19 protein-coding genes are annotated in these 20,286 nt (G+C 66.7%); 17 read left to right on the top strand and 2 right to left on the bottom strand.

Annotated features, from left to right (window positions below; genetic code table 11):
* Positions 1 to 76: 76 nt before the first annotated feature.
* From R2601_RS09635 to R2601_RS09665, 7 genes are all read left to right on the top strand, one after another.
* Positions 77 to 883 carry a DeoR/GlpR family DNA-binding transcription regulator gene (locus R2601_RS09635; protein WP_040545281.1) on the top strand — a complete coding sequence of 269 codons (807 nt, stop codon included), beginning with the start codon at positions 77 to 79 and terminating at the stop codon, positions 881 to 883.
* Between the two features lie 35 nt (positions 884 to 918).
* The gene (gene rhaS / locus R2601_RS09640) at positions 919 to 1,923 is read left to right on the top strand and encodes a rhamnose ABC transporter substrate-binding protein (protein ID WP_007797225.1); all 1,005 of its coding nucleotides are present in this window, start codon (positions 919 to 921) and stop codon (positions 1,921 to 1,923) included.
* An 85-nt stretch (positions 1,924 to 2,008) separates the two neighbouring features.
* A complete protein-coding gene (locus R2601_RS09645; protein WP_007797227.1) occupies positions 2,009 to 3,550 on the top strand; it encodes a sugar ABC transporter ATP-binding protein in 1,542 nt (513 codons plus the stop codon).
* A gap of 1 nt (position 3,551) precedes the next feature.
* The gene (locus tag R2601_RS09650; RefSeq protein WP_007797230.1) at positions 3,552 to 4,535 is read left to right on the top strand and encodes an ABC transporter permease; all 984 of its coding nucleotides are present in this window, start codon (positions 3,552 to 3,554) and stop codon (positions 4,533 to 4,535) included.
* Complete coding sequence (locus tag R2601_RS09655; RefSeq protein ID WP_007797233.1) at positions 4,532 to 5,524, top strand: ABC transporter permease; 993 nt, start codon at positions 4,532 to 4,534, stop codon at positions 5,522 to 5,524. The genes R2601_RS09650 and R2601_RS09655 overlap by 4 nt, the downstream gene beginning before the upstream one ends.
* A gap of 2 nt (positions 5,525 to 5,526) precedes the next feature.
* The gene (gene rhaM / locus R2601_RS09660; RefSeq protein WP_110740008.1) at positions 5,527 to 5,841 is read left to right on the top strand and encodes an L-rhamnose mutarotase; all 315 of its coding nucleotides are present in this window, start codon (positions 5,527 to 5,529) and stop codon (positions 5,839 to 5,841) included.
* Positions 5,838 to 7,232, top strand: a complete 1,395-nt coding sequence (locus R2601_RS09665; protein ID WP_007797240.1) for an FGGY-family carbohydrate kinase — start codon at positions 5,838 to 5,840, stop codon at positions 7,230 to 7,232. Before rhaM ends, R2601_RS09665 begins: the two co-directional genes overlap by 4 nt.
* A 161-nt stretch (positions 7,233 to 7,393) precedes the next feature.
* On the opposite strand, the gene R2601_RS09670 is transcribed toward R2601_RS09665, so the two are convergent.
* Entirely contained in the window at positions 7,394 to 7,882 is a 489-nt protein-coding gene (locus R2601_RS09670) for a hypothetical protein (RefSeq protein ID WP_007797242.1), read from the bottom strand.
* 500 nt (positions 7,883 to 8,382) lie between these two features.
* Here R2601_RS09670 and R2601_RS09675 point away from each other — a divergent pair, with 500 nt between their 5' ends.
* Genes R2601_RS09675 through R2601_RS09690 form a run of 4 tightly spaced genes read left to right on the top strand, consistent with a single transcriptional unit; the run spans position 8,383 to position 13,736 of the window.
* A complete protein-coding gene (locus R2601_RS09675; protein ID WP_007797245.1) occupies positions 8,383 to 10,008 on the top strand; it encodes a peptide ABC transporter substrate-binding protein in 1,626 nt (541 codons plus the stop codon).
* Between the two features lie 57 nt (positions 10,009 to 10,065).
* The gene (oppB, locus tag R2601_RS09680) at positions 10,066 to 10,989 is read left to right on the top strand and encodes an oligopeptide ABC transporter permease OppB (RefSeq protein WP_007797248.1); all 924 of its coding nucleotides are present in this window, start codon (positions 10,066 to 10,068) and stop codon (positions 10,987 to 10,989) included.
* Between the two features lies 1 nt (position 10,990).
* Positions 10,991 to 11,926, top strand: a complete 936-nt coding sequence (locus R2601_RS09685) for an ABC transporter permease (RefSeq protein ID WP_007797253.1) — start codon at positions 10,991 to 10,993, stop codon at positions 11,924 to 11,926.
* Position 11,927: 1 nt separating this feature from the next.
* The gene (locus R2601_RS09690; RefSeq protein WP_007797256.1) at positions 11,928 to 13,736 is read left to right on the top strand and encodes an ABC transporter ATP-binding protein; all 1,809 of its coding nucleotides are present in this window, start codon (positions 11,928 to 11,930) and stop codon (positions 13,734 to 13,736) included.
* Between the two features lie 294 nt (positions 13,737 to 14,030).
* Here R2601_RS09690 and R2601_RS09695 read toward each other — a convergent pair whose 3' ends face one another.
* Positions 14,031 to 14,678, bottom strand: coding sequence for a TetR/AcrR family transcriptional regulator (locus tag R2601_RS09695; protein ID WP_007797260.1), 648 nt, complete (start codon positions 14,676 to 14,678; stop codon positions 14,031 to 14,033).
* A 111-nt stretch (positions 14,679 to 14,789) separates the two neighbouring features.
* On the opposite strand from R2601_RS09695, the gene R2601_RS09700 reads away from it, so the two are divergent.
* Genes R2601_RS09700 through speB form a run of 6 tightly spaced genes read left to right on the top strand, consistent with a single transcriptional unit; the run spans position 14,790 to position 20,238 of the window.
* Complete coding sequence (locus R2601_RS09700) at positions 14,790 to 15,839, top strand: polyamine ABC transporter substrate-binding protein (RefSeq protein ID WP_007797263.1); 1,050 nt, start codon at positions 14,790 to 14,792, stop codon at positions 15,837 to 15,839.
* Positions 15,840 to 15,887: 48 nt separating this feature from the next.
* Positions 15,888 to 16,703 (top strand): ABC transporter permease, encoded by an 816-nt coding sequence (locus tag R2601_RS09705; protein WP_254656046.1) that lies wholly within the window; start codon positions 15,888 to 15,890, stop codon positions 16,701 to 16,703.
* Positions 16,703 to 17,473, top strand: coding sequence for an ABC transporter permease (locus R2601_RS09710; protein WP_007797269.1), 771 nt, complete (start codon positions 16,703 to 16,705; stop codon positions 17,471 to 17,473). The genes R2601_RS09705 and R2601_RS09710 overlap by 1 nt, the downstream gene beginning before the upstream one ends.
* Positions 17,470 to 18,495 carry an ABC transporter ATP-binding protein gene (locus R2601_RS09715; protein ID WP_007797273.1) on the top strand — a complete coding sequence of 342 codons (1,026 nt, stop codon included), beginning with the start codon at positions 17,470 to 17,472 and terminating at the stop codon, positions 18,493 to 18,495. The genes R2601_RS09710 and R2601_RS09715 overlap by 4 nt, the downstream gene beginning before the upstream one ends.
* Complete coding sequence (locus tag R2601_RS09720) at positions 18,492 to 19,220, top strand: MBL fold metallo-hydrolase (protein ID WP_007797277.1); 729 nt, start codon at positions 18,492 to 18,494, stop codon at positions 19,218 to 19,220. The genes R2601_RS09715 and R2601_RS09720 overlap by 4 nt, the downstream gene beginning before the upstream one ends.
* A 19-nt stretch (positions 19,221 to 19,239) precedes the next feature.
* Entirely contained in the window at positions 19,240 to 20,238 is a 999-nt protein-coding gene (speB, locus tag R2601_RS09725) for an agmatinase (RefSeq protein WP_007797281.1), read from the top strand.
* Positions 20,239 to 20,286 lie beyond the last annotated feature (48 nt).

Genomic DNA, 20,286 nt, shown 5'->3' on the forward strand with positions numbered 1-20,286 from the left:
AATGATCATTCATGACAGAAAATGATTGACGATGATCGGGAATCCGCGCAAGTTTCTCGCCAATAGGGAGGACGGCATGCACGAAAGCGAACGCCACAGGCTGATTCTGTCAGCGGTTCAGGAGCGACCGGTCGCAACCGTGGTCGATCTGGTGAACCTGACGGGCGTATCCGAAGCGACGGTGCGCCGCGACATCGCCACCCTTCACATGCAAAAGAAGCTGCGTCGTGTGCGCGGTGGCGCCGAGGCCATCGCCCCGCCGCAGTTCGTGGGTCTTGCCGGTCGCACTTTCGCGGTCAACGAAACCATGCGGATCAAGCAGAAGCAGGCCATCGCCCGCGCTGCCTGCGAGCTGGTGAACGACGGTGATCCGATCATCATCAACGGCGGCACCACGACCTTTCAAATGGTGCATCCGCTGGCCAGCCGCCGGGTGCAGGTCTTCACCAACTCGTTTCCCATCGCCGAGCACCTGCTCAAGCACTCCAAGAACACGGTGATGCTGTCGGGCGGGGTGATCTACCGCGAGCAGCAGATCGTGCTGAGCCCGTTCGAGAACGACGTGACCCGCAACTTCTATGCGCGGCGCATGTTCATGGGTGCGCAGGGGGTCGGGCCGCTGGGTCTGATGGAGGCGGATCCGCTGCTGATCCAGGCCGAGCACAAGCTGATCGGCCAGGCCGACGAGCTGGTGGTGCTGGTGGACAGCACGAAATTCGAACAGCGCTCGTCGCTGGTGCTCTGTCCGCTCGAGCGGGCGAACGTGGTGATCACCGATGACGGGATTTCGGATCGTGCCGCCGCGATGCTCGAGGCGGCGGATGTGGAGCTGATCGTCGCGCCGGTCGCGGCGGCAAACGAGGAGGATGGGGCGGCCTCCTAGGTCTTCGCCCAACACGCTTCATACGGGAGGAACTTATGCGCGTGATCAACAAGGTACTTGGAACGGTGGCGCTGGCCGCAACGATGGCGGCGGGCTTCGGCGCAACGGCGGCCTCGGCCGACGAGACGCGCATCGCGCTCGTGGTGAAGGCGCTGGGCATCGGTTTCTTCGAGGCCGCAGCCAAGGGCGCCGAGGAGGCCGCGGCCGAGCTGGGCGACACCGAGATCATCTATACCGGCCCGACCGACACCACCGCCGAGGGGCAGATCGAGGTGATCAACTCGCTGATCGCGCAGGGCGTCGATGCCATCGCGATCTCGGCCAACGACTACGACGCGCTGGTGCCCTCGCTGAAGAAGGCGATGCAACGCGGCATCACCGTGATCAGCTGGGATTCGGGCGTGGCGCCGGAGGGCCGTCAGATGCACCTCAACCCGTCCTCGAACGAGCTGATCGGCAACATGTGCGTCAAGCTCGCCGCCGATCACCTGCCGGATGGTGGCCAAGTGGCGATCCTGTCGGCTTCGGCCACAGCTACGAACCAGAACATCTGGATCGAGGAGATGAAGAAGGTGCTGCCCGAGTACGAGGGCATCGAGCTGGTCGCGACCGTCTATGGCGACGACCTTGCCGACAAGTCCTACCGCGAAGCGCAGGGCCTGATGGCGACCTATCCCGATCTCGACGCCATCATCGCGCCGACCTCGGTCGGCATCGTGGCCGCCGCGCAGGCCGTCGCCGACGCCGGCAAGGCGGGTGAGGTGAACGTGACCGGCCTCGGCCTGCCCTCCGAGATGGCCGGCGCCATCGAGTCCGGTGCATCGCAGTCCTTCGCGATCTGGAACCCGATCGACCTCGGGTACTCGGCCACGATGATCGCCCACGCGCTGGCCTCGGGCGAGGCCACCGCCGAGCCGGGCGCGACCCTGCCGATGGGCCGCATGGGCGAGGTGACGCTCGATGACGAGGGCAATGGCGCAATGGCCGATCCCTTCGTCTACGACGCCGGCAACATCGACGAGTTCAAGTCGATCTTCTGATCGCGTCCACTTTGGACCTACCAGACGCGACCCCGGCGCCAAAGCCGCGCCGGGGCGCTCCCTCCAATCGACGGGGCGACGCCACATGCTCATGCAGACACAGACCCAGGCAGAGACAGATCCAGTGACCCGCCCGACGCCCGTTCTGGCCCTCGACGGCATCACCAAGACCTTCCCCGGTGTGCGCGCCCTCTCCGAGGTGTCGCTCAACCTCTATCCCGGCGAGGTCACCGCGCTGATCGGCGAGAACGGCGCCGGCAAGTCGACGATGGTGAAGATCCTCACGGGCATCTACCAGCCGACCGAGGGCCGCATCCTCGTCGACGGCGAGGAGACCCGCTTTCCCACCGCTCAGGACGCCGCCGACGCCGGCATCACCGCGATCCACCAGGAGACGGTGCTGTTCGACGAACTGTCGGTGGCCGAGAACATCTTTCTCGGCCATGCGCCCCGCACCCGCTGGGGCCTGCTCGACTGGGCCGAGATCCACCGCCGCTCGTCCGAGATCCTGACCGGGATCGGCGCCGAGATCGATCCGGCCACCCGGCTGCGCGATCTCGGCATCGCCAGCAAGCACATGGTTGCGATCGCCCGGGCGCTGTCGATCGATGCCCGCGTTGTGGTCATGGACGAACCCACCGCGGCGCTGTCGCACAAGGAGATCGAAGAGCTCTACGAGCTGGTCGATCAGCTCAAGGCGCAGGGCAAGGCGATCCTGTTCATCAGCCACAAGTTCGACGAGATCTTCCGCATCGCCGACAACTACACCGTCTTCCGTGACGGCCAGTATGTCGGCGAGGGGCGCATCGAAGACACAGACAACGACGCGCTGGTCAAGCTGATGGTCGGCCGCGAGGTGGCGCATATCTTCCCCGAGCGCACGCCGGAGCTTGGCGACGAGGTGCTGGCGGTCGAGAACTATTGCCACCCGACCGAGTTCGACGGGGTCGGTTTCTCGCTGCGCAGGGGCGAGATCCTCGGATTCTACGGCCTTGTCGGGGCAGGGCGTTCAGAGGTCATGCAATCGCTCTTCGGCATCACCCGGCCCTCCTCGGGCCGCATCCGCATCGACGGCGAGGCTCGCGAGATCGCCTCGCCCGCCGACGCGGTGGGGGCGGGGATCGTCTATGTCCCCGAGGATCGCGGTCAGCAGGGGGCCATCACCGCCATGCCGATCTTCCAGAACGTCACGCTGCCGTCGCTTGGCCGCACCTCGCGCAGCGGCTTCATCCGGCTGGCGGAGGAATTCAAGCTGGCGCGCACCTATTGCGAGCGGCTCGACCTGCGCGCCGCCTCGCTCGACACCGACGTGGGCAATCTCTCGGGCGGCAACCAGCAGAAGGTGGTGATCGCCAAGTGGCTCGCCACCCAGCCCAAGGTGATCATCCTCGACGAGCCGACCAAGGGCATCGACATCGGCTCCAAGGCCGCGGTGCACGATTTCATGGCCGAACTGGCCGGGCAGGGGCTCGCGGTGATCATGGTCAGCTCCGAGATCCCCGAGGTGCTGGGCATGTCCGACCGGGTCATCGTCATGCGCGAGGGACGCATGGTCGCCGAGCTCGGGGGCGACGAGATGACCCCCGAAACCCTTGTCCGTCACGCCGCTGGCATTCGGGAGAGCTGACATGCTGAAACGTATCCTCACCGCGCGCGAAACCATCCTTGCCGCCGCCATCCTGGCGCTTCTGGTTTTGATCGCCGTGCGCTTCCCGGCCTTCGTGGCGCCCTCGAACCTGATCGCGGTGTTCAACGACACCTCGCCGCTGATGCTTCTGGCGCTGGGGCAGATGATCGTCATCCTGACCAAGTGCATCGACCTCTCGGTCGCCGCCAACCTCGCGCTCACCGGCATGTGCGTGGCGATGCTCAACATCATGATGCCGGGCCTGCCGGTGGCGGTCATCATCGTCATCGCGGTGGCGCTCGGCACCCTCATGGGCATGATCAACGGCCTGCTGGTGTGGAAGCTCGACATCCCGCCGATCGTCGTGACGCTTGGCACGATGACCATCTTCCGTGGCATCATTTTCCTGATCTCCAACGGCAAGTGGGTGAACGCGCACGAGATGTCGCCGGCCTTCAAGGCCTTCCCCCGCGCCGAGCTGCTGGGTTTGCCGATGATGAGCTGGGTCGCCATCCTCGTGATCCTCGCCTTCTTCGTGCTGATGACCCGCACCAGCCTCGGCCGCGCGGTCTATGCGGTGGGCGGCAACCCTCACGCGGCGGTCTATACCGGCATCGATGTCGGCCGGACCAAGTTCACCGCCTACACCATCTCCGGCGCGCTCGCGGGCCTGACGGGCTATCTCTGGGTCAGCCGCTACGCCGTGGCCTATGTCGATATCGCCGGCGGCTTCGAGCTCGACACCGTCGCCGCCGCGGTGATCGGCGGCGTCTCCATCGCCGGCGGCGTCGGCTCGGTCTTCGGCGCGGTGCTCGGGGCGCTGTTCCTCGGCGTGATCAAGAACGCCCTGCCGGTCGTCAACATCTCGCCCTTCTGGCAGCTCGCGATCTCGGGCAGCGCGATCATCGTCGCCGTCGCCTTCAACGCGCAGGCCAACAGGACCAAGGGCCGGGTCATCCTCAAGCAGGCGGAGGCCGCAGCATGAGCACGAGTTCCACCCATCACATCCCCGACACGCTGGTCTCGCCGCTGGCAAAGCGACTGAAAAGCTGGGAGAGCCTGCTGCTGGTGGTGGCGGTGGCGATCTTCATCGCCAACTGCTTCGCCTCGCCCTACTTCCTCAACGCCTGGAACCTGAGCGACGCCACCTTCAACTTCACCGAGAAGGCGATGATCGCCTTCGCCATGGCGCTGCTGATCATCGCCGGCGACATCGACCTCTCGGTCGCCTCGATCATCGCGCTGGCCTCGACCGCCATGGGGGCCGCGGTGCAGGCCGGGGTCGGCACGCCGGGGCTGGTGGCCATCGGCCTTGCCACCGGGCTGGCGGCGGGTGCGTTCAACGGCGTGCTGGTGACGCGGCTGGCGCTGCCCTCGATCGTGGTCACCATCGGCACCATGAGCCTGTTCCGCGGCATCGCCTATATCGTGCTCGGCGATCAGGCCTATCGCGGCTACCCCGAGAGCTTCGCCTTCTTCGGGCAGGGCTACGTTTTCTGGGTGATCAGTTTCGAGTTCGTGCTCTTCGCGGTGCTGGCGGTGATCTACGGCGTGCTGCTGCACAAGACCAATTTCGGCCGCTCGGTCTATGCCATCGGCAACAACCCCACAGGGGCGCTGTTCTCGGGCATCAGGGTGCAGCGGGTGCGCTTCGTCCTGTTCCTGCTCACCGGGCTGATGTCGGGCGTGGCGGCGATCTGCCTGACCTCGCGGCTGGGCTCCACGCGCCCCTCGATCGGCTTCGGCTGGGAGCTCGAGGTCGTCACCATGGTGGTGCTGGGCGGGGTCAGCATCCTTGGCGGCTCGGGCTCGATCCCGGGCGTGGTGATCGCGGCCTTCGTGATGGGCATGGTGACTTTCGGGCTGGGCCTTCTGAACGTGCCGGGCATCGTCATGTCGATCGTCATCGGCGCACTGCTGATCGGGGTGATCGCGCTGCCGCGGCTCTGGTCGAAGCTGCGCTGGGGGGCATGAGCATGGAGAAGCACGCCTTCCGCATGGTCCTGAACGAAGGCCAGCTCGACGAGTACAAGCGCCGCCACGACGCCATCTGGCCCGAGCTCGTCGAGGCGCTGAAAGCGGCCGGGGTCGAGGATTACTCGATCCATTACGACCCCGAAACCCGGCATCTCTTCGCGGTGCTCTGGCGGCGTGAGGATCACGGCATGGCGGCGCTGCCCGCGCATCCGGCGGTGCAGAAATGGTGGGCCTACATGGCCGACATCATGCAGACCAACCCCGACAACAGCCCCGTAGAGACGCCGCTCGTACCGGTGTTTCACCTGCCATGAGCGCGCCGCGCAACATCGCCGTGATCGACGTGGGCAAGACCAACGTCAAGCTCGCGCTGGTCGATCTCGAACGGCTCGAGGAACTGGCCGTGGTCACCCGTCCCAACGCCGTGCGCCCGGGCCCGCCCTATCCGCATTTCGACCTCGAGGGCCACTGGTCGTTCTTCCTCGAGCATCTGGCGGCGTTCCACGAAAGCCACGGGATCGACGGCATCTCGGTCACCACGCACGGGGCTGCGGCGGTGCTGCTCGACGCGGAAGGTGGGCTCGCCGCGCCGATGCTGGACTATGAGCACACCGGCCCTGATGCGACGGCCGAGGCCTACGACGCGCTGCGCCCGCCCTTTGCCGAGACCGGCAGTCCGCGCCTGCCCATGGGGCTGAACCTGGGCGCGCAGCTGCACTGGCAGCTGGCCTGCGACCCGTCCCTGAAAGACCGCATCGCCCACGTCGTGACCTACCCGCAATACTGGGGCTTCCGCCTCAGCGGCGCGCTGGCCACGGACATGTCCTCGCTGGGCTGCCACACAGATCTCTGGCGCCCCCGCGAGGGCCGGTTTTCCGACTTGCCGGGCCGCCTTGGCCTCGAGGGAAAGATCGCCCCTCCGCGCCGCGCCACCGAGGTGCTGGGCCCGATCAGCGCCGAGATCGCCGATCGCACCGGCCTGCCCGCCGACACGCAGGTAGTCTGCGGCATCCACGACAGCAACGCCTCGCTGCTGCCCCACCTGCTGGGCCGCGCCGGGCCGGTTTCGGTGGTCTCCACCGGCACCTGGGTGATCGCCATGTCGGTGGGCGCCACGGCCCCGGCGCTGGACCCCGCTCGCGACACGCTGATCAATGTCGACGCCTTCGGTCAGCCGGTGCCCTCGGCGCGCTTCATGGGGGGGCGCGAATACCAGTTGATGAGCGAGGGCCTCACCGGCGCCCCGACCGGGGCCGAGCGCGAGGCGGTGCTGCGCGACGGCATCATGCTGCTTCCCGCGGTGGTCCCCGAAAGCGGCCCCTTCGCCGGCCGGACGCATCGCTGGAGCCGCGAGCCGCGCAGCGACGGAGAGCGCCTCTTCGCGCTGTCACTCTATCTCGGGCTGATGACCGACACCTGTCTCGGGCTCATCGGCGCCGAAGGGCCCCAGCTCATCGAGGGCCCCTTCGCGCGCAATCGCGACGTGCTCGACATGCTCTCTGCCCTGCGTCCCGGCGGGGTCGAGACCGCCGCCTCTGCCACCGGCACCTCGATCGGCGCGGCGCTGCTCTTCGCGCCCGGACACAGCAGCGCCACCGCGCGCCACGACGGACCGGCGGACCCGGCGCCCTACCGCGACTATGCCGCCCGCTGGCGCGCCGCTCTCGGCACCCAAGACCGGGCACGCGCGCATCAGCCGGTCTGACCGAGCGACATCCCTGTCTTCTCTGGTTCGGAAAATACCTCGGGGGTGAATTGGCGCTTGCGCCAAGAGGGGGCAGCGCCCCCTGATCCGGTCCCTGAACCTGCCGGATGGGCGCACCGTGGCGCGATCTTGCCGCGCCACGACAGTGTCGTTGCCAGCCCTCAGGCCGCGATGCTGCGGCCGTTCGGGGCTTCCGCTTCCGCATTGCGGGCGGCGGCATAGCTCGCGGCGCCACGGCTCGGGGTTGCGCCGAGCTCGGGGGCGGATTCGCCGGTTTCGGTGCTCATGCTGGCCACCAGCAGGCTCTTCTTGAAGCTCTCCTGCGTGGCGATGGCCTCGGCACGGGCCGCCGCAAGGTCATCCTCCGAGGCGGTCTCGGGGGCGGCTGCCGTCCCGGTGGCGCCCGAGGGGGCGTCGGCCCTGGCGCTTGTGGCGCCAGACCGCTCGGACGGCTTGGCGGCGGTGCTCGCGGTTTCGTCGCTGCCCGAGTTTGCCGCGACCGGCGTCGCGCCAGCGCTGGCTGTCGTCTCCTCGATGGCGGTTTCGACCGCGGAAACAGTCACGGGGGCGGTGGTTTCGGGCTCTGCAGGCTTGGCCACAGGCTGCGCCGCGGAGGGGGAGAAGAGGCCCGCTGCGGCGCTCGTTATCATACCTAGCATTCTGTTAACCTTTCTGATCGTAACGGCTTTTGCCTGCGGGCGAAGCGTGGAAAAAGTTGGGCGACAGATAGACCTTTAAGCGCCGGGATCGTTTCTGTGCCAACAATCTCGCAGCTGCGGCATGATTGTCGGAAAATCCGTCCGCGTTGCGGAATTCGGCGCGGTCGCGGGCCTTGGAATGCTCACGCAATGCGTGTGCCAGGGGGGCTTCACAGCCGGCGGCTGTCCCGAGAGCCCCGATGGGCGGCGGCAAGGACTCGCCCAATCGTCGCTGCATTTCGCCCGATGCGCGATTACGTCGCGTTGTGCCCCCTTGTCTGCGGGAGCGGAATCGGATGTTGGTCCGCCCCATGTCCTCGAGACCGCAGGATCCGTGGTTCTGCAATGCGCAGCCACACGTTTCACGTGATGATTGCTGTGGCTCGAATTCACTTTACCTTGGCGAGAAGGGGGCGCACCGCTCCCGACCCCAGAACAGGGAGGCACATGCCATGACGCGATTGACCCGACTGACCCTGACCACGTTCCTCAGCGCCGGCCTTGCCGCCAGCGCGGTGGCGCAGGAGACCCATCCCGAGACCGGCGACACGCTGGCGGCGGATCAGACCTTCACCTACCGAATCCTCGACAACATTTCCTCGATCGACCCGCAGATCGTCGAGGATACCGACGGCTCTGACGTGGTGCGCGATCTGTTCGAGGGCCTGTTGAATCAGGATGAGAACGGCGAACTGGTCCCCGGCGTGGCCACCGACTGGGAGGTCTCGGACGACAAGATGACCTACACCTTCCACCTGCGCGACGACGCCAAGTGGTCGAACGGCGATCCGGTCACTGCCGGCGATTTCGTCTACGCCTGGCGCCGCGCCGCCGATCCCGCCACCGCCTCGCCCTACCAGTGGTTCATCTCGCTGATGTCGCTCGAGAACGGCGATGCCGTGGTTGCCGGTGGCATGGCCCCCGAGGAGCTCGGCGTCGAGGCCATCGACGACACCACGCTCGAGGTGCGCCTGACCTCGCCGCTGCCCTACTTCCCGCAGATGGTGGTGCACTCGACCACCTTCCCGTCGCCGCAGAGCGTCATCGAAGAGCACGGCTCGGCATGGACCAGCCCCGAGAACTTCGTCGGCAACGGCGCCTATGTGCTGACCGAGATGAACCCCGGCGAATCCATCGTGCGCGAGAAGAACGACCAGTACTGGGATGCCGAGAACGTCATCCTCGACAAGTCGGTGGCGCTGATCATCAACGACGAGAACGTGGCGCTGACCCGGTACCGCGCCGGTGAGCTCGACATGACCGACATTCCCGCCGGCCAGTTCCCGCGCCTGCGCGACGAGTATGGCGAGGAGGCGCACAGCTTCCCGAAGCTCTGCAACTACTACTACACCTTCAACCTTTCCGAGAGCGGCCCTGAGGCCTTCAAAGATCCCAACGTCCGCAAGGCGCTGGCGCTGGCGGTGGATCGCGACATCATCGTCAACAACGTCATGGCCGGTGGCCAGCCCCCGGCTTACGTCTTCACCCCCGAGGCAACCGCGGGCTTCAACGCGCCCGAGACCGAGATGGCGGGCATGACCCAGGCCGAGCGTGATGCGAAGGCCAAGGAACTGCTGGCCGAGGCCGGCTTCGGCGAGGACAATCCGCTGAGCTTCGACATGGTCTACAACACCTCCGAGGCACACCAGAAGGTGGCCGTGGTGCTGTCGCAGATGTGGAAGCAGAAACTTGGTGTCGAGGCGCAGCTTTCCAACATGGAGTGGAAGGTGTTCCTCGAGGAGCGCGGCAACCAGAACTTCGAGCTGGCCCGCGGCGCATGGTGCGGCGACTACAACGAGGCGTCGACCTTCCTCGACCTGCTTCAGTCCGACTCGGGCTACAACGACGGCAAGTACTCGAACGCCGAGTACGACCAGCTGCTCGAGGACGCGCTGACCGCCGAGGACACCGCGCCGCTCTACACCCGGGCGGAAGAAATCCTCGCCGCGGACATGCCGGTGATCCCGCTCTACCACTATGCGGGCGTCTACATGATCGACGATTCGCTGAAGAACTTCCCGGTGAACAACATCCAGTTCAACTGGTACTCCAAGGACCTCTACAAGGCCGCCGAGTAAACCGACCCGAGCGCCCCGCCATGCGGCAGGGGCGCTCCCCCACGGGGAACCCCTGACATGCTGATCTATATCATCCGGCGGCTTCTGGTCGCCATTCCCACCATTGCGCTTCTGGTCATCGCCGCCTTCTGCATGATGCACCTCGCGCCGGGTGGCCCGTTCACCTCCGAGCGGCCGCTGCCGCCGGACGTTCTGGCCAATATCGAGGCCCGCTACGGGCTCGACCAGCCGCTGTGGAAGCAGCTCTGGGACTATTTCGTCAACATCGTGCTGCATTTCGATTTCGGGCCGTCCTTCGTCTACAAGGACCGCGACGTGAACGACATCATCGCGACCGGCTTCCCGATCTCGCTGACCTACGGCTCGCTGGCCTTTCTTGCGGCCACGCTGGTGGGTGTCGCGCTCGGCATCGCCGCCGCAATCCGCCACAACACCTGGATCGACTATTTCGCCGTCAGCCTCGGCATCGCGGCGCAGGCCCTGCCCAACTTCATCATGGGCCCGATCCTGATCCTGACCTTCACGCTCTGGCTCGGCTGGCTGCCCGGCGGCGGCTGGAACGGTGGCCAGTGGCAGTATCTCATCATGCCGGTGATCGCGCTCTCGACCTCCTACATGGGCTCGATCGCGCGCATCACGCGCTCCTCGATGCTCGAGGTGATGAACGCCAACTTCATCCGCACCGCGCGGGCCAAGGGCCTGCCGCAGCGCTCGATCATCTGGCGCCACGCCATGAAGCCGACGCTGCTGCCGGTGGTCTCCTACCTTGGTCCGGTCTTCGTCTACGTGCTGACCGGCTCGGTCTTCGTCGACCTGTATTTCTCCACCGGCGGCCTCGGGCAGGCCTATGTGAACTCCGCCCTGACCCGCGATTACGCGGTGCTGCTGGGCGTGACGATCCTCTATGGCGCCCTGACCGTCATCGTGAACCTTCTGACCGACCTCGCCTATGCGTGGTTCGATCCCAAGATCCGGTACTGACATGGCATTCTTCGGCACTTCCCCCAAAGCCGCGGAGCTGGCGGACGAGATCACCGATTTCACCGCTGTGCGGGGCCGGTCGCTGTTTCGCGACGCGCTCAACCGCTTCCTGCGCAACAAGGCCGCGATGGCGAGCCTCTTCATCCTCGTGCTGATCGCGGCCTTCGTGGTCCTCGGTCCGTTCTTCTCGCAATGGTCGAACGAAGAGATCGACTGGGTCGTGATGGGCGACGTGAAGGGCATGGGCGGCCCGTCGATCGAGACAGGGCACTATTTCGGCGTCGACGACCTTGGCCGCGACCTCTTCGCCCGTACCATCCAGGCGACCCAGACCTCGCTGCTGGTGGGCCTGATCGGCGCCGCCATGGCGCTGCTCGTCGGCACCTTCTGGGGTGTCGTGGCAGGCTATTACGGCGGCAGGCTCGACAGCATCATGATGCGCTTCGTCGACATCCTGCTGGCGATCCCGCTGACGCTGGTGCTGATCCTGATCCTCGTGGTGGCAGGGCGCAGCTTCACGGCGCTGTTCCTCGGGCTCGGCGCGGTGTCTTGGCTCACCATGAGCCGCATCGTGCGCGGCCAGACGCTGGCGCTCAAGAGCCGCGAGTTCATCGAGGCGGCGCGCGCCACCGGTGTGTCGGAAGGCACCATCATCTGGCGCCACATCCTGCCCAACCTCGCCGGCGTGGTGATCGTCTACGCCTCGCTGCTGGTGCCCGAGATGATCCTCGCGGAATCGTTCATCTCGTTCCTCGGCCTGGGCATCTCCGAGCCCAACACCTCGCTCGGCCGACTGATCGCCGAAGGGGCAGGGACCATGGCCTACGGCACGCTCTGGCAGCTGCTCTTCCCGCTCTTCTTCTACGTCGCGCTGATCATTGCGATGTTCTTCGTGGGCGACGGCCTGCGCGACGCGCTCGACCCGAAGGATCGCTGACATGACCGTTCTTTCCGTATCCGATCTGAAAGTGTCCTTCGACACGCCCGACGGCACCGTCGAGGCGGTCAAGGGCGTGTCTTTCGACATCGCGCCGGGCGAATGCCTGGGCATCGTGGGCGAGAGTGGCTCGGGCAAGAGCCAGAGCTTCATGGCCGCGATGGGGCTGATGCCCTCCAACGGCCGCGCCAGCGGCTCGGTGACGCTGTCGGGCAACGAGATCCTCAACCTGCCGATCGGCAAGCTCAATGCCATCCGGGGTGCCGATGTCGGCATGATCTTCCAGGATCCGCTCACGGCGCTGACGCCGCATCTCAAGATCGGCGTGCAGATGGCCGAGGTGCTGCGGGTCCACAAGGGGATGCGCGGCGCTGCGGCGCGGAAGCATTGCCTCGACTGGCTCAACCGCGTGCAGATCCCCGAAGCCGAGCGCCGGCTCGACCAGTATCCGCATGAGCTTTCGGGCGGGATGCGCCAGCGCGTGATGATCGCGCAGGCGATGCTCTGCGAGCCCAAGCTGCTGATCGCCGACGAGCCGACCACCGCGCTCGACGTGACGGTGCAGGCCGAGGTGCTCGACCTGATGGCGCGGCTGCAGCACGAACTGGGCACGGCGATCGCGCTGATCACCCATGACATGGGCGTGGTGGCGCGGATGTGCGACCGGGTGAAGGTCATGCGCAAGGGCGCCTTCGTCGAGGAGGGGGCGGTGGAGCGTATCTTTGCCGCGCCCGAGCACGAGTACACCCGCAAGTTGCTCGAGGCGATGCCGCGCATCGACACCGGCGACGCGCCGGGGCAGGTGAGCGGCAAGACGATCCTCGATGTCGACGACCTCAAGGTGCATTTCGACATCCACCAGAAGGGCGGGCTGTTCGGTCGCAAGGTGCCGCTGAAGGCGGTGAACGGCGTGAGCTTTTCGCTGCAGGAGGGCGAGACGCTGGGCATCGTGGGCGAGTCGGGCTGTGGCAAGTCCACGCTGGCCCGCGCCGTGCTGCAGCTGATCGAGCCCTCGGCGGGCGCGGTCTCTTGGCTGGGCAAGCCGTTGAACGAGATGGACCGCAAGGCGCTCACCCGCGAGCGCAAGGATCTGCAGATCGTTTTCCAGGATCCGCTGGCGAGCCTCGACCCGCGGCTGACGATCTCGGATTCCATCGCCGAACCGCTGAAGACCCATCGCCCCGAGATGACCGGTCGCGAGCGCCGCGAGGCGGTGGTGGCGATGATGCAGCGGGTCGGGCTCGATCCGATCATGTACAACCGCTACCCGCACGAGCTCTCGGGTGGGCAGAACCAGCGGGTGGGCATCGCGCGGGCAATGATCACCAGGCCGCGACTGATCATCTGTGACGAGGCGGTGAGCGCGCTCGACGTCTCGATCCAGGCGCAGATCGTGCAGCTGCTGAAGGAGTTGCAGGCCGAGTTCGGCATGTCGATGCTGTTCATCAGCCACGACCTGTCGGTGGTGCGGGCGATCTCGAACCGGATCATGGTGCTGTATCTCGGGCGCATCGTCGAGCTGGGCGATGCCGGCACGGTCTGCGACGCGCCGCGCCATCCGTACACGCAGGCGCTGATCTCGGCGGTGCCGATCCCGGACCCCGAGGCAGAGCGCGCCCGGGCCCGGATCCGCATCCCCGGCGAGCTGCCATCACCGCTCGACCCGCGCGCGTCGCTGCGCTTCCTGCCCTCGAAGCTGAGGGACGGCGAAGAGGCGGTCTACGTGCCGCGGCTGGATGACGTTGGCGGCGGGCATCTGGTGGCCGAGCACGACCCGCTGGAGCGGTTGCTCGGGCGGGCTACGGTCTGACATTGGGGAGGCCCCCGTCGAGAGGCGGGGGCTTTTCTTACAGACGGTCAAGCGGTGCCCTCGCGCGGAATCAAGGCGCGACCCGCGCCGCCGGGCATCATAGCATGCCGTCGGCATGACCCGCCCCCCCCCCGGACCGGCGATTTGGTAACGCAAGCGCCGAGCTTGGAGGTCCTTCGGACGTGGCCGGGATAAATCAAGGGATTCCTCGGTAGGCTCGCCAGTCCGCGGCCCAACGATGCGCGGCGGCGCTGGCTTTGCGGTTTGTCCCTATCGACCGCAGGGCAGGGCCTCTTACCGCGCCGCCTGCTCCCGCAGCTCTTCCTCCGGCACCGCCACCAGATCGGTCAGCGCCGCGACCTTGTGGAACATGGCGGCCTTCAGCGCGTCGAGGCTCATGTCCTCGGACAACGTGTAGATCGTGAAGAGCCCGTTCAGCGCGAGGAAGATCACCTCGCCAAGCGCCCGCGCATCCGCCGCTGCGTCGATCAGCCCCTCGCCCTGCAGCCGTTCCATCAGCGCCACCACCTGCTCGGACAGCGCCGCGTCCAGCGCATGGTAGCGGCGCGAGAACTTGGTGTCGGCACTCTGGATCGAGAACGCCATCGCGGTGCGCCACATCTCCTTGGTCAGGTAGACCAGCGAGTGATCGTAATAGGTCGCGATCAGCGCGCAGATCGCGTCCTGTGCCGTGCCGGGCGGTGCTGCGACCACGCTCTCGCCCTGATGCAGAACCTCCTCGACCTCCATCGAGACGATGGCGAGCAGCAGGTCCGCCTTGTGGGCATAGTAGTTGTAGAGCGTCCCCACCGAGACCTCGGCGCTCTCGGCGATGGCCTCGATCCGGGCCGCCTCGTACCCATTCTGCTTAAAAAGCGTGCTCGCCGCTTCGAGAATGGCGCGATTGCGTTTCGCTTTCTGTCTTTCGCGAAGTCCGGCCATGGGGTCTCCTCTGGGTCTTCAAAATTAGTATTGACTGTAAAAATGAATGGCCTCAACTTTTTTTGTGTGACGCGGCCGCCAAGTGCCGCCAAAAACCACAGGAGAGGACAAATGCTCATCAAACTGACCTGCTCGGCGCTGGCCGTCACGGCCGGCCTCGCCTCCGCGGCGCAGGCCGAGGACCTCAACGCGCTGATCTGGTGCGACCATGCCGACCCCGAGCTGCTTCAGCCGTTCGAAGAGGCGCATGACGTGCGCGTCAACGTGAAGGAATACGAGGGCACCGCCGCGGGCCTGACCCTGCTCGAGCAATCGCGCCCCGGCGACTGGGACGTGATGGTGATCGACGCGGTCGATGTGGGCCGTGCGGTCGAGCGTGGCCTGCTGGCGCCGCTGCCGACCGAAGACCTCGCCACCGGCAGCTATTTCCCCGAAGCCGTGCTCGCCGATCACACCACCGTCGATGGCACCACCTACGCGGTGACCGAAAAGTTCGGCTACAACACCATCGCCTACAACAAGGCCGCGGTGGATCCGGCGGATATGGAGAGCCTCGATGCGCTGTGGTCGGGCAAGTATGACGGCCGCATCGCAATCTATGACTATTACCTGCCGGTGCTGGGGCTCGTCGGCCTCGAGGCGGGTGTTGCCACCGCCGATCTCGATGCCGCAGCGCTCGAGACCCTGCGCGAGCCGCTGATGAAGCTCGGCGCGGCGTCCAAGCAGGTCTCGGACGTGGTCGGCAGCCAGACCGCGCTCGCCACCGGCGAGGTGGACGTGCTGATCGGCGGCGGCGAGTGGCTGACCGCGGTGCTGAACGCCGAGAACCCGGATCTCGACTGGACCATTCCCGAGGAGGGTGGCCTGCTCTGGGCGCAGTCGCTGGCCATCGTCGAAGGCACCGAAAAGCCCGAGCTGGCGCTCGAGTTCATCAAGTACGTGACATCGCCCGAGGGGCAGGCGCGGCTCGCGACCTCGTCCTGCTACTGGGGCATGCCCGCCAACAAGGCCGCCGGTGACGTGCTGAGCGACGAGCAGAAGGCGATCCTGCGCTGGGACGACCAGGCCGACTACCTCGCCCGCGCCCAGCTCTACCCGGTGCCCGACGCCGAGACCGATACGGCGATGCAGGACCTCTGGACCGACATGCTCCAGAACTAAGGTCCGATGATGAGCATCGAGAGACAGGAAAGACAGCAGGGAGCGGCCTTGGTCGCTCCCGCGCTGCTGTGGACGCTGGCGTTCTTCGTGGTGCCCTTTGCGGCGATGGTGATGATGAGCCTCGCCCACATGGAGGGGCGCGACATCGTGCAGGGGCATGACCTAGGCAACTACCTGAAGATCTTCACCGATCCGTCGCTGCGCCGGGGCATCTTCGTGTCGCTGGAAATCACCGTGGTGGTGACCCTGATCTCGGTGTTGCTGGCCTGGCCGCTGGCCTGGATCATCGCCACGCGGGTGCCACCGCGCTGGCGGCGCATGGCACTGCTGCTGGCGGTGCTGCCGTTCTGGACCTCCTACGTGGTGCGCTCATACTCCTGGGCGCTGGTGCTGGGCGAGAGGGGCGTGGTGATGAATGCGCTCGTGGGCCTCGGACTGCTGGCCGAGCCGGTGCAGATCATGGCGACCCGCGCTGCCACCGTGATCGGCTTCGTGCATTTCTTCGTCATGCTGCTGACGCTTACGATCTATTCCAACCTGATCCAGCTCTCGCCGAACTACGCCCGCGCGGCGGAAGATCTCGGCGCCTCGCGCTGGCAGGTGATCCGGCTGGTGATCCTGCCGCTGACCCTGCCGGGGGTGATGACCGGCGCCTTCCTGACCTTCGTGCTCTGCATCGGCGATTACATCACGCCGCAGATCCTTGGCGGCAACAACGAGCTCAGCCTGCCGCAGCTGATCATGCTGCAGCTCGGGCGGCGCGGCGATTTCCCGATGGCCTCGGCGCTGTCGGTGGTGCTCATGGTGATCGTGACGCTGGCCTATGCGGGTTGCGCGCGCTGGCTCAAGATGGAGCGGCTGTGATGCGCTATCTCTCCTGGGCCTACCTGCTGGCGCTCTTCGCCTTCATCCTGCTGCCGGTGGTGACGCTGGTGATCTTTTCCTTTCAGGATGGCCGCCTGCCGGTCCCGCCCTTCAAGGGCGCGACGCTCGACTGGTATCGCGAGATCCTCACCGACCGGGCGTTGATGGAGGCGCTGGCCAACTCGCTGATCGTGGCGCTGCTGTCGGCGCTGGTGGCGCTGACGCTGGGCTTTCTCGCGGCCTCCGGGCTCGCCCGCGTGGCGCTGCCGGGCTCGGTGGTGATGCGCGGCCTGCTGATCGCGCCGATGACGGTGAGTTACCTGATCATCGCGTTGGGGCTTCTGCAGATGTTCAACAAGGTGGGCATCCGGCCGTCGCTGCTGGCCACCGGCATCGGCCACGTGGTGATCAACCTGCCGCTCTGCTTCGCCATCCTCTACGCCGCCATCGGCGAGCACCAGAAGAGCGCGCTCAAGGCGGCGCGCGATCTCGGTGCGAAGGAATGGCAGGTGCTTTGGTTCGTCGCCGCTCCGATGCTGACCCCGGCGCTGGCCGCCGCCTTCTTCCTCGCCTTCACCTTCAGCTGGGACGAGTTCATCATCGCCTTCCTGCTGACCCGCTTCGATGTCACCCTGCCGGTCGAGATCTGGTCGATGCTGCGCTCGGGCCTCTCGCCCGCCACCAACGCGGTGGGCTCGCTGGTCTTCCTCGTCTCGGTCATCGTGGTGGTGGCGCTCGAACTCACGCTTTTCCGGAAGGGATCGAAATGACCGCGGATGTTCACATCAAGGCCGTCGAACACCGGTTCAAGGCCTTCACCGCGCTGCACCGGGTCGACCTGCAGATCGGCGCGGGGGAGTTCATCGTGCTGCTGGGGCCGTCGGGCTGCGGCAAGACCACGCTTCTGTCGATCATCGGCGGCTTCCTGACGCCCTCGGAAGGGCAGGTGCTGATCGGCGGGCGCGATATGACCCACGTGGCGCCGAAGGACCGGCCGACCACCACGATGTTCCAGGACTATGCGCTGTTCCCGCACATGTCGCTGCGCGACAACGTGGGCTTCGGCCTGCGGATGCGCGGGGTCGGGCGCGCCGCGCGCAACGCCAAGGCGCTGGAAATGCTCGAGATGGTGGGGCTGGCCGACAAGGCCGGGCGCCGTCCGCACGAGCTTTCGGGCGGGCAGAGGCAACGCGTGGCGCTGGCCCGCGCGCTCGCGGTCGAACCGGATGTGCTGTTGCTCGATGAGCCGCTGGGCGCGCTCGACCTGAAGCTGCGCCGGCAGATGCAGGAGGAGCTGAAGGCGATCCAGCGCCGCGTCGGCACCACATTCGTGCACGTGACCCACGATCAGGAAGAGGCCATGGCCATCGCCGACCGCATCGTGGTGATGAACCACGGACGCGTCGAGCATTGCGGCTCGCCCGAAGAGGTCTACCTGCGGCCCCGCACGATGTTCTCCGCGGATTTCATGGGCGAGACCAACCGCGTGCCGGTGACGCCGTCCGGCGGCGGCGTCAGCTCCCCGCTCGGGCCGCTGGCCATCGCGCCCGCCGAGGGGATGCTCTGCCTACGTCCCGAGAATATCGGCCTTGCGGAGGGCTTCAGTCTTGGCCGCGCCACGCTGGTCGAGGCGGCGTTCTACGGCTCCTACCATCGCTGCCATTTCCGCCCGCTCGCCGCGCCCGACATGCTTCTCACCGCGCATCTGCCGCAGGGCGCCCACCCGGGCCTCGGCGACGAGGTCGAGCTCTTCGGCCGCAACCCCGCGGTGCTCGCTTCGGAGGCCGCATGACCCGGATCCCGCCCAAGGACTGGTACCGCCAGCGCAAGCTCGACGATGGCATCACCTGGATCGACGAGCCCCATATCCAGGAATTCTACCGCTGCAACATCTGGCACGTGCGGGGCCGCGACCGCGACCTGATGGTCGACAGCGGCATGGGCGTCGTCTCCCTGCGTGAATGGGTGCCGCTGGTCTCCGAGCGCCCGCTCGACGCGGTGGCGAGCCACACCCATTTCGACCATGTCGGTTGCCACCACGAGTTTCCCTGCCGGCTCTGTCACTCCGCCGAGGCCGAGATCCTCGCCTCACCAACTCGCGCCAGCACGCTGGCCGACCCCTATGTCACCGACGACATCTTCGACGCGCTGCCCGATGTGCCCTACAGCTCGACGAGCTACGCAGTGAAGGGCGCGCCCGCGACGCGGCTGCTCGAGGATGGCGACGTGATCGACCTTGGCGACCGGCAGTTCGAGGTCATCCACACCCCCGGCCACAGCCCCGGCGGCATCGCGCTCTGGGAAGCTGCCTCGGGCGTTCTGATCTCGGGCGATATCGTCTATGACGGGCCGCTGATCGAGGATACCTATCACGCCGATGCCGAGGCCTATATCCGCTCGATGAAGCGCCTGGCCGACCTGCCGGCGCGGGTGGTGCATGGCGGCCATTTCCCGTCCTTCTCGGGCGAGCGACTGCGCGAGATCGTCACCGGCTGGCTGCGCGAGAAGGGCCTCTGAGGGCGCCACAAGAACACCCATGGGCAGGCAAGGCGCCGGCCCCGGAAGCAAGGAGAACGCGTTGACCGAGCGCAGCCTGAACCAGCCCCTCGGGGGCAACCAGATGCCCCGCACCGGAGGCCCCGCCACGATGATGCGGCTGCCCGCCGCCGAGACCGCCGCGGGGCTCGACGCCTGCTTCGTCGGCATCCCGATGGATATCGGCACCTCGAACCGCCCCGGCACCCGGCTTGGCCCGCGCCAGATCCGCGACGAGAGCCGGATGATCCGGCCCTACAACATGGCCACCGGCGCCGCCCCCTTCGAGCACCTGCAGGTGGCCGATATCGGTGACGTGCCGATCAACCTCTTCGACCTGAAGAAATCCGTCGACATCATCACCGAGCATTACCGCGGCATCCTCGCCCACGGCGCGATCCCGTTGACGCTTGGCGGCGATCACACGCTGACCTGGCCGATCCTGCGCGCCATCAAGGAGCGCCACGGGCCGGTGGCGCTGATCCACGTGGACGCGCATTCCGACACCAACGAGGAGATGTTCGGCGAGACCGTCGCCCATGGCTGCCCGTTCCGCAGGGCCTGGGAGGATGGCTGCCTGATCAACGACAAGGTGTTCCAGATCGGGCTGCGGGGTACCGGCTACGCCGCCGACGATTTCGACTGGGGGCGCAAGCAGGGCTGGACCTGCATTCAGGCCGAGGAGTGCTGGTACAAGTCGCTGGCGCCGCTGATGGCCGAGATCCGCGCCAAGATCGGCGATGCGCCGGTCTACCTGACCTACGACATCGACAGTCTCGACCCGGCCTTCGCGCCCGGCACCGGCACCGTCGAGGTCGGCGGGCTGACCACCATGCAGGGGCTCGAGATCATCCGCGGCTGCGCGGGGCTGAACCTCGCGGGCTGCGATCTGGTCGAGGTCTCGCCGCCCTACGATCCGGCGGGCAACACCTCGGTGATCGCGGCGAATTACCTCTACGAGATGCTCTGCGCCCTGCCGGGCGTGCCGCAGCGCGGCTGAGGGCTGGCGGCAACAGGGGCGGAGCGGGGCGCACCCTTGCTCTGCGCC

The sequence above is a fragment of the Salipiger bermudensis HTCC2601 genome (assembly GCF_000153725.1).
Taxonomy (GTDB): Bacteria; Pseudomonadota; Alphaproteobacteria; order Rhodobacterales; family Rhodobacteraceae; genus Salipiger; species Salipiger bermudensis.

Excerpts from the sequence above, each read along its gene's own strand:
- R2601_RS09700 (WP_007797263.1), top strand. The coding sequence starts at position 14,790 with ATGCTCATCAAACTGACCTGCTCGGCGCTGGCCGTCACGGCCGGCCTC.
- R2601_RS09690 (WP_007797256.1), top strand. The coding sequence starts at position 11,928 with ATGACCGTTCTTTCCGTATCCGATCTGAAAGTGTCCTTCGACACGCCC.
- R2601_RS09665 (WP_007797240.1), top strand. The coding sequence starts at position 5,838 with ATGAGCGCGCCGCGCAACATCGCCGTGATCGACGTGGGCAAGACCAAC.
- R2601_RS09715 (WP_007797273.1), top strand. The coding sequence starts at position 17,470 with ATGACCGCGGATGTTCACATCAAGGCCGTCGAACACCGGTTCAAGGCC.
- R2601_RS09720 (WP_007797277.1), top strand. The coding sequence starts at position 18,492 with ATGACCCGGATCCCGCCCAAGGACTGGTACCGCCAGCGCAAGCTCGAC.
- R2601_RS09710 (WP_007797269.1), top strand. The coding sequence starts at position 16,703 with ATGCGCTATCTCTCCTGGGCCTACCTGCTGGCGCTCTTCGCCTTCATC.
- oppB (WP_007797248.1), top strand. The coding sequence starts at position 10,066 with ATGCTGATCTATATCATCCGGCGGCTTCTGGTCGCCATTCCCACCATT.
- R2601_RS09675 (WP_007797245.1), top strand. The coding sequence starts at position 8,383 with ATGACGCGATTGACCCGACTGACCCTGACCACGTTCCTCAGCGCCGGC.
- rhaM (WP_110740008.1), top strand. The coding sequence starts at position 5,527 with ATGGAGAAGCACGCCTTCCGCATGGTCCTGAACGAAGGCCAGCTCGAC.
- R2601_RS09685 (WP_007797253.1), top strand. The coding sequence starts at position 10,991 with ATGGCATTCTTCGGCACTTCCCCCAAAGCCGCGGAGCTGGCGGACGAG.
- R2601_RS09635 (WP_040545281.1), top strand. The coding sequence starts at position 77 with ATGCACGAAAGCGAACGCCACAGGCTGATTCTGTCAGCGGTTCAGGAG.
- R2601_RS09670 (WP_007797242.1), bottom strand. The coding sequence starts at position 7,882 with ATGATAACGAGCGCCGCAGCGGGCCTCTTCTCCCCCTCCGCGGCGCAG.
- R2601_RS09695 (WP_007797260.1), bottom strand. The coding sequence starts at position 14,678 with ATGGCCGGACTTCGCGAAAGACAGAAAGCGAAACGCAATCGCGCCATT.
- R2601_RS09650 (WP_007797230.1), top strand. The coding sequence starts at position 3,552 with ATGCTGAAACGTATCCTCACCGCGCGCGAAACCATCCTTGCCGCCGCC.
- rhaS (WP_007797225.1), top strand. The coding sequence starts at position 919 with ATGCGCGTGATCAACAAGGTACTTGGAACGGTGGCGCTGGCCGCAACG.
- R2601_RS09655 (WP_007797233.1), top strand. The coding sequence starts at position 4,532 with ATGAGCACGAGTTCCACCCATCACATCCCCGACACGCTGGTCTCGCCG.
- speB (WP_007797281.1), top strand. The coding sequence starts at position 19,240 with ATGGGCAGGCAAGGCGCCGGCCCCGGAAGCAAGGAGAACGCGTTGACC.
- R2601_RS09645 (WP_007797227.1), top strand. The coding sequence starts at position 2,009 with ATGCTCATGCAGACACAGACCCAGGCAGAGACAGATCCAGTGACCCGC.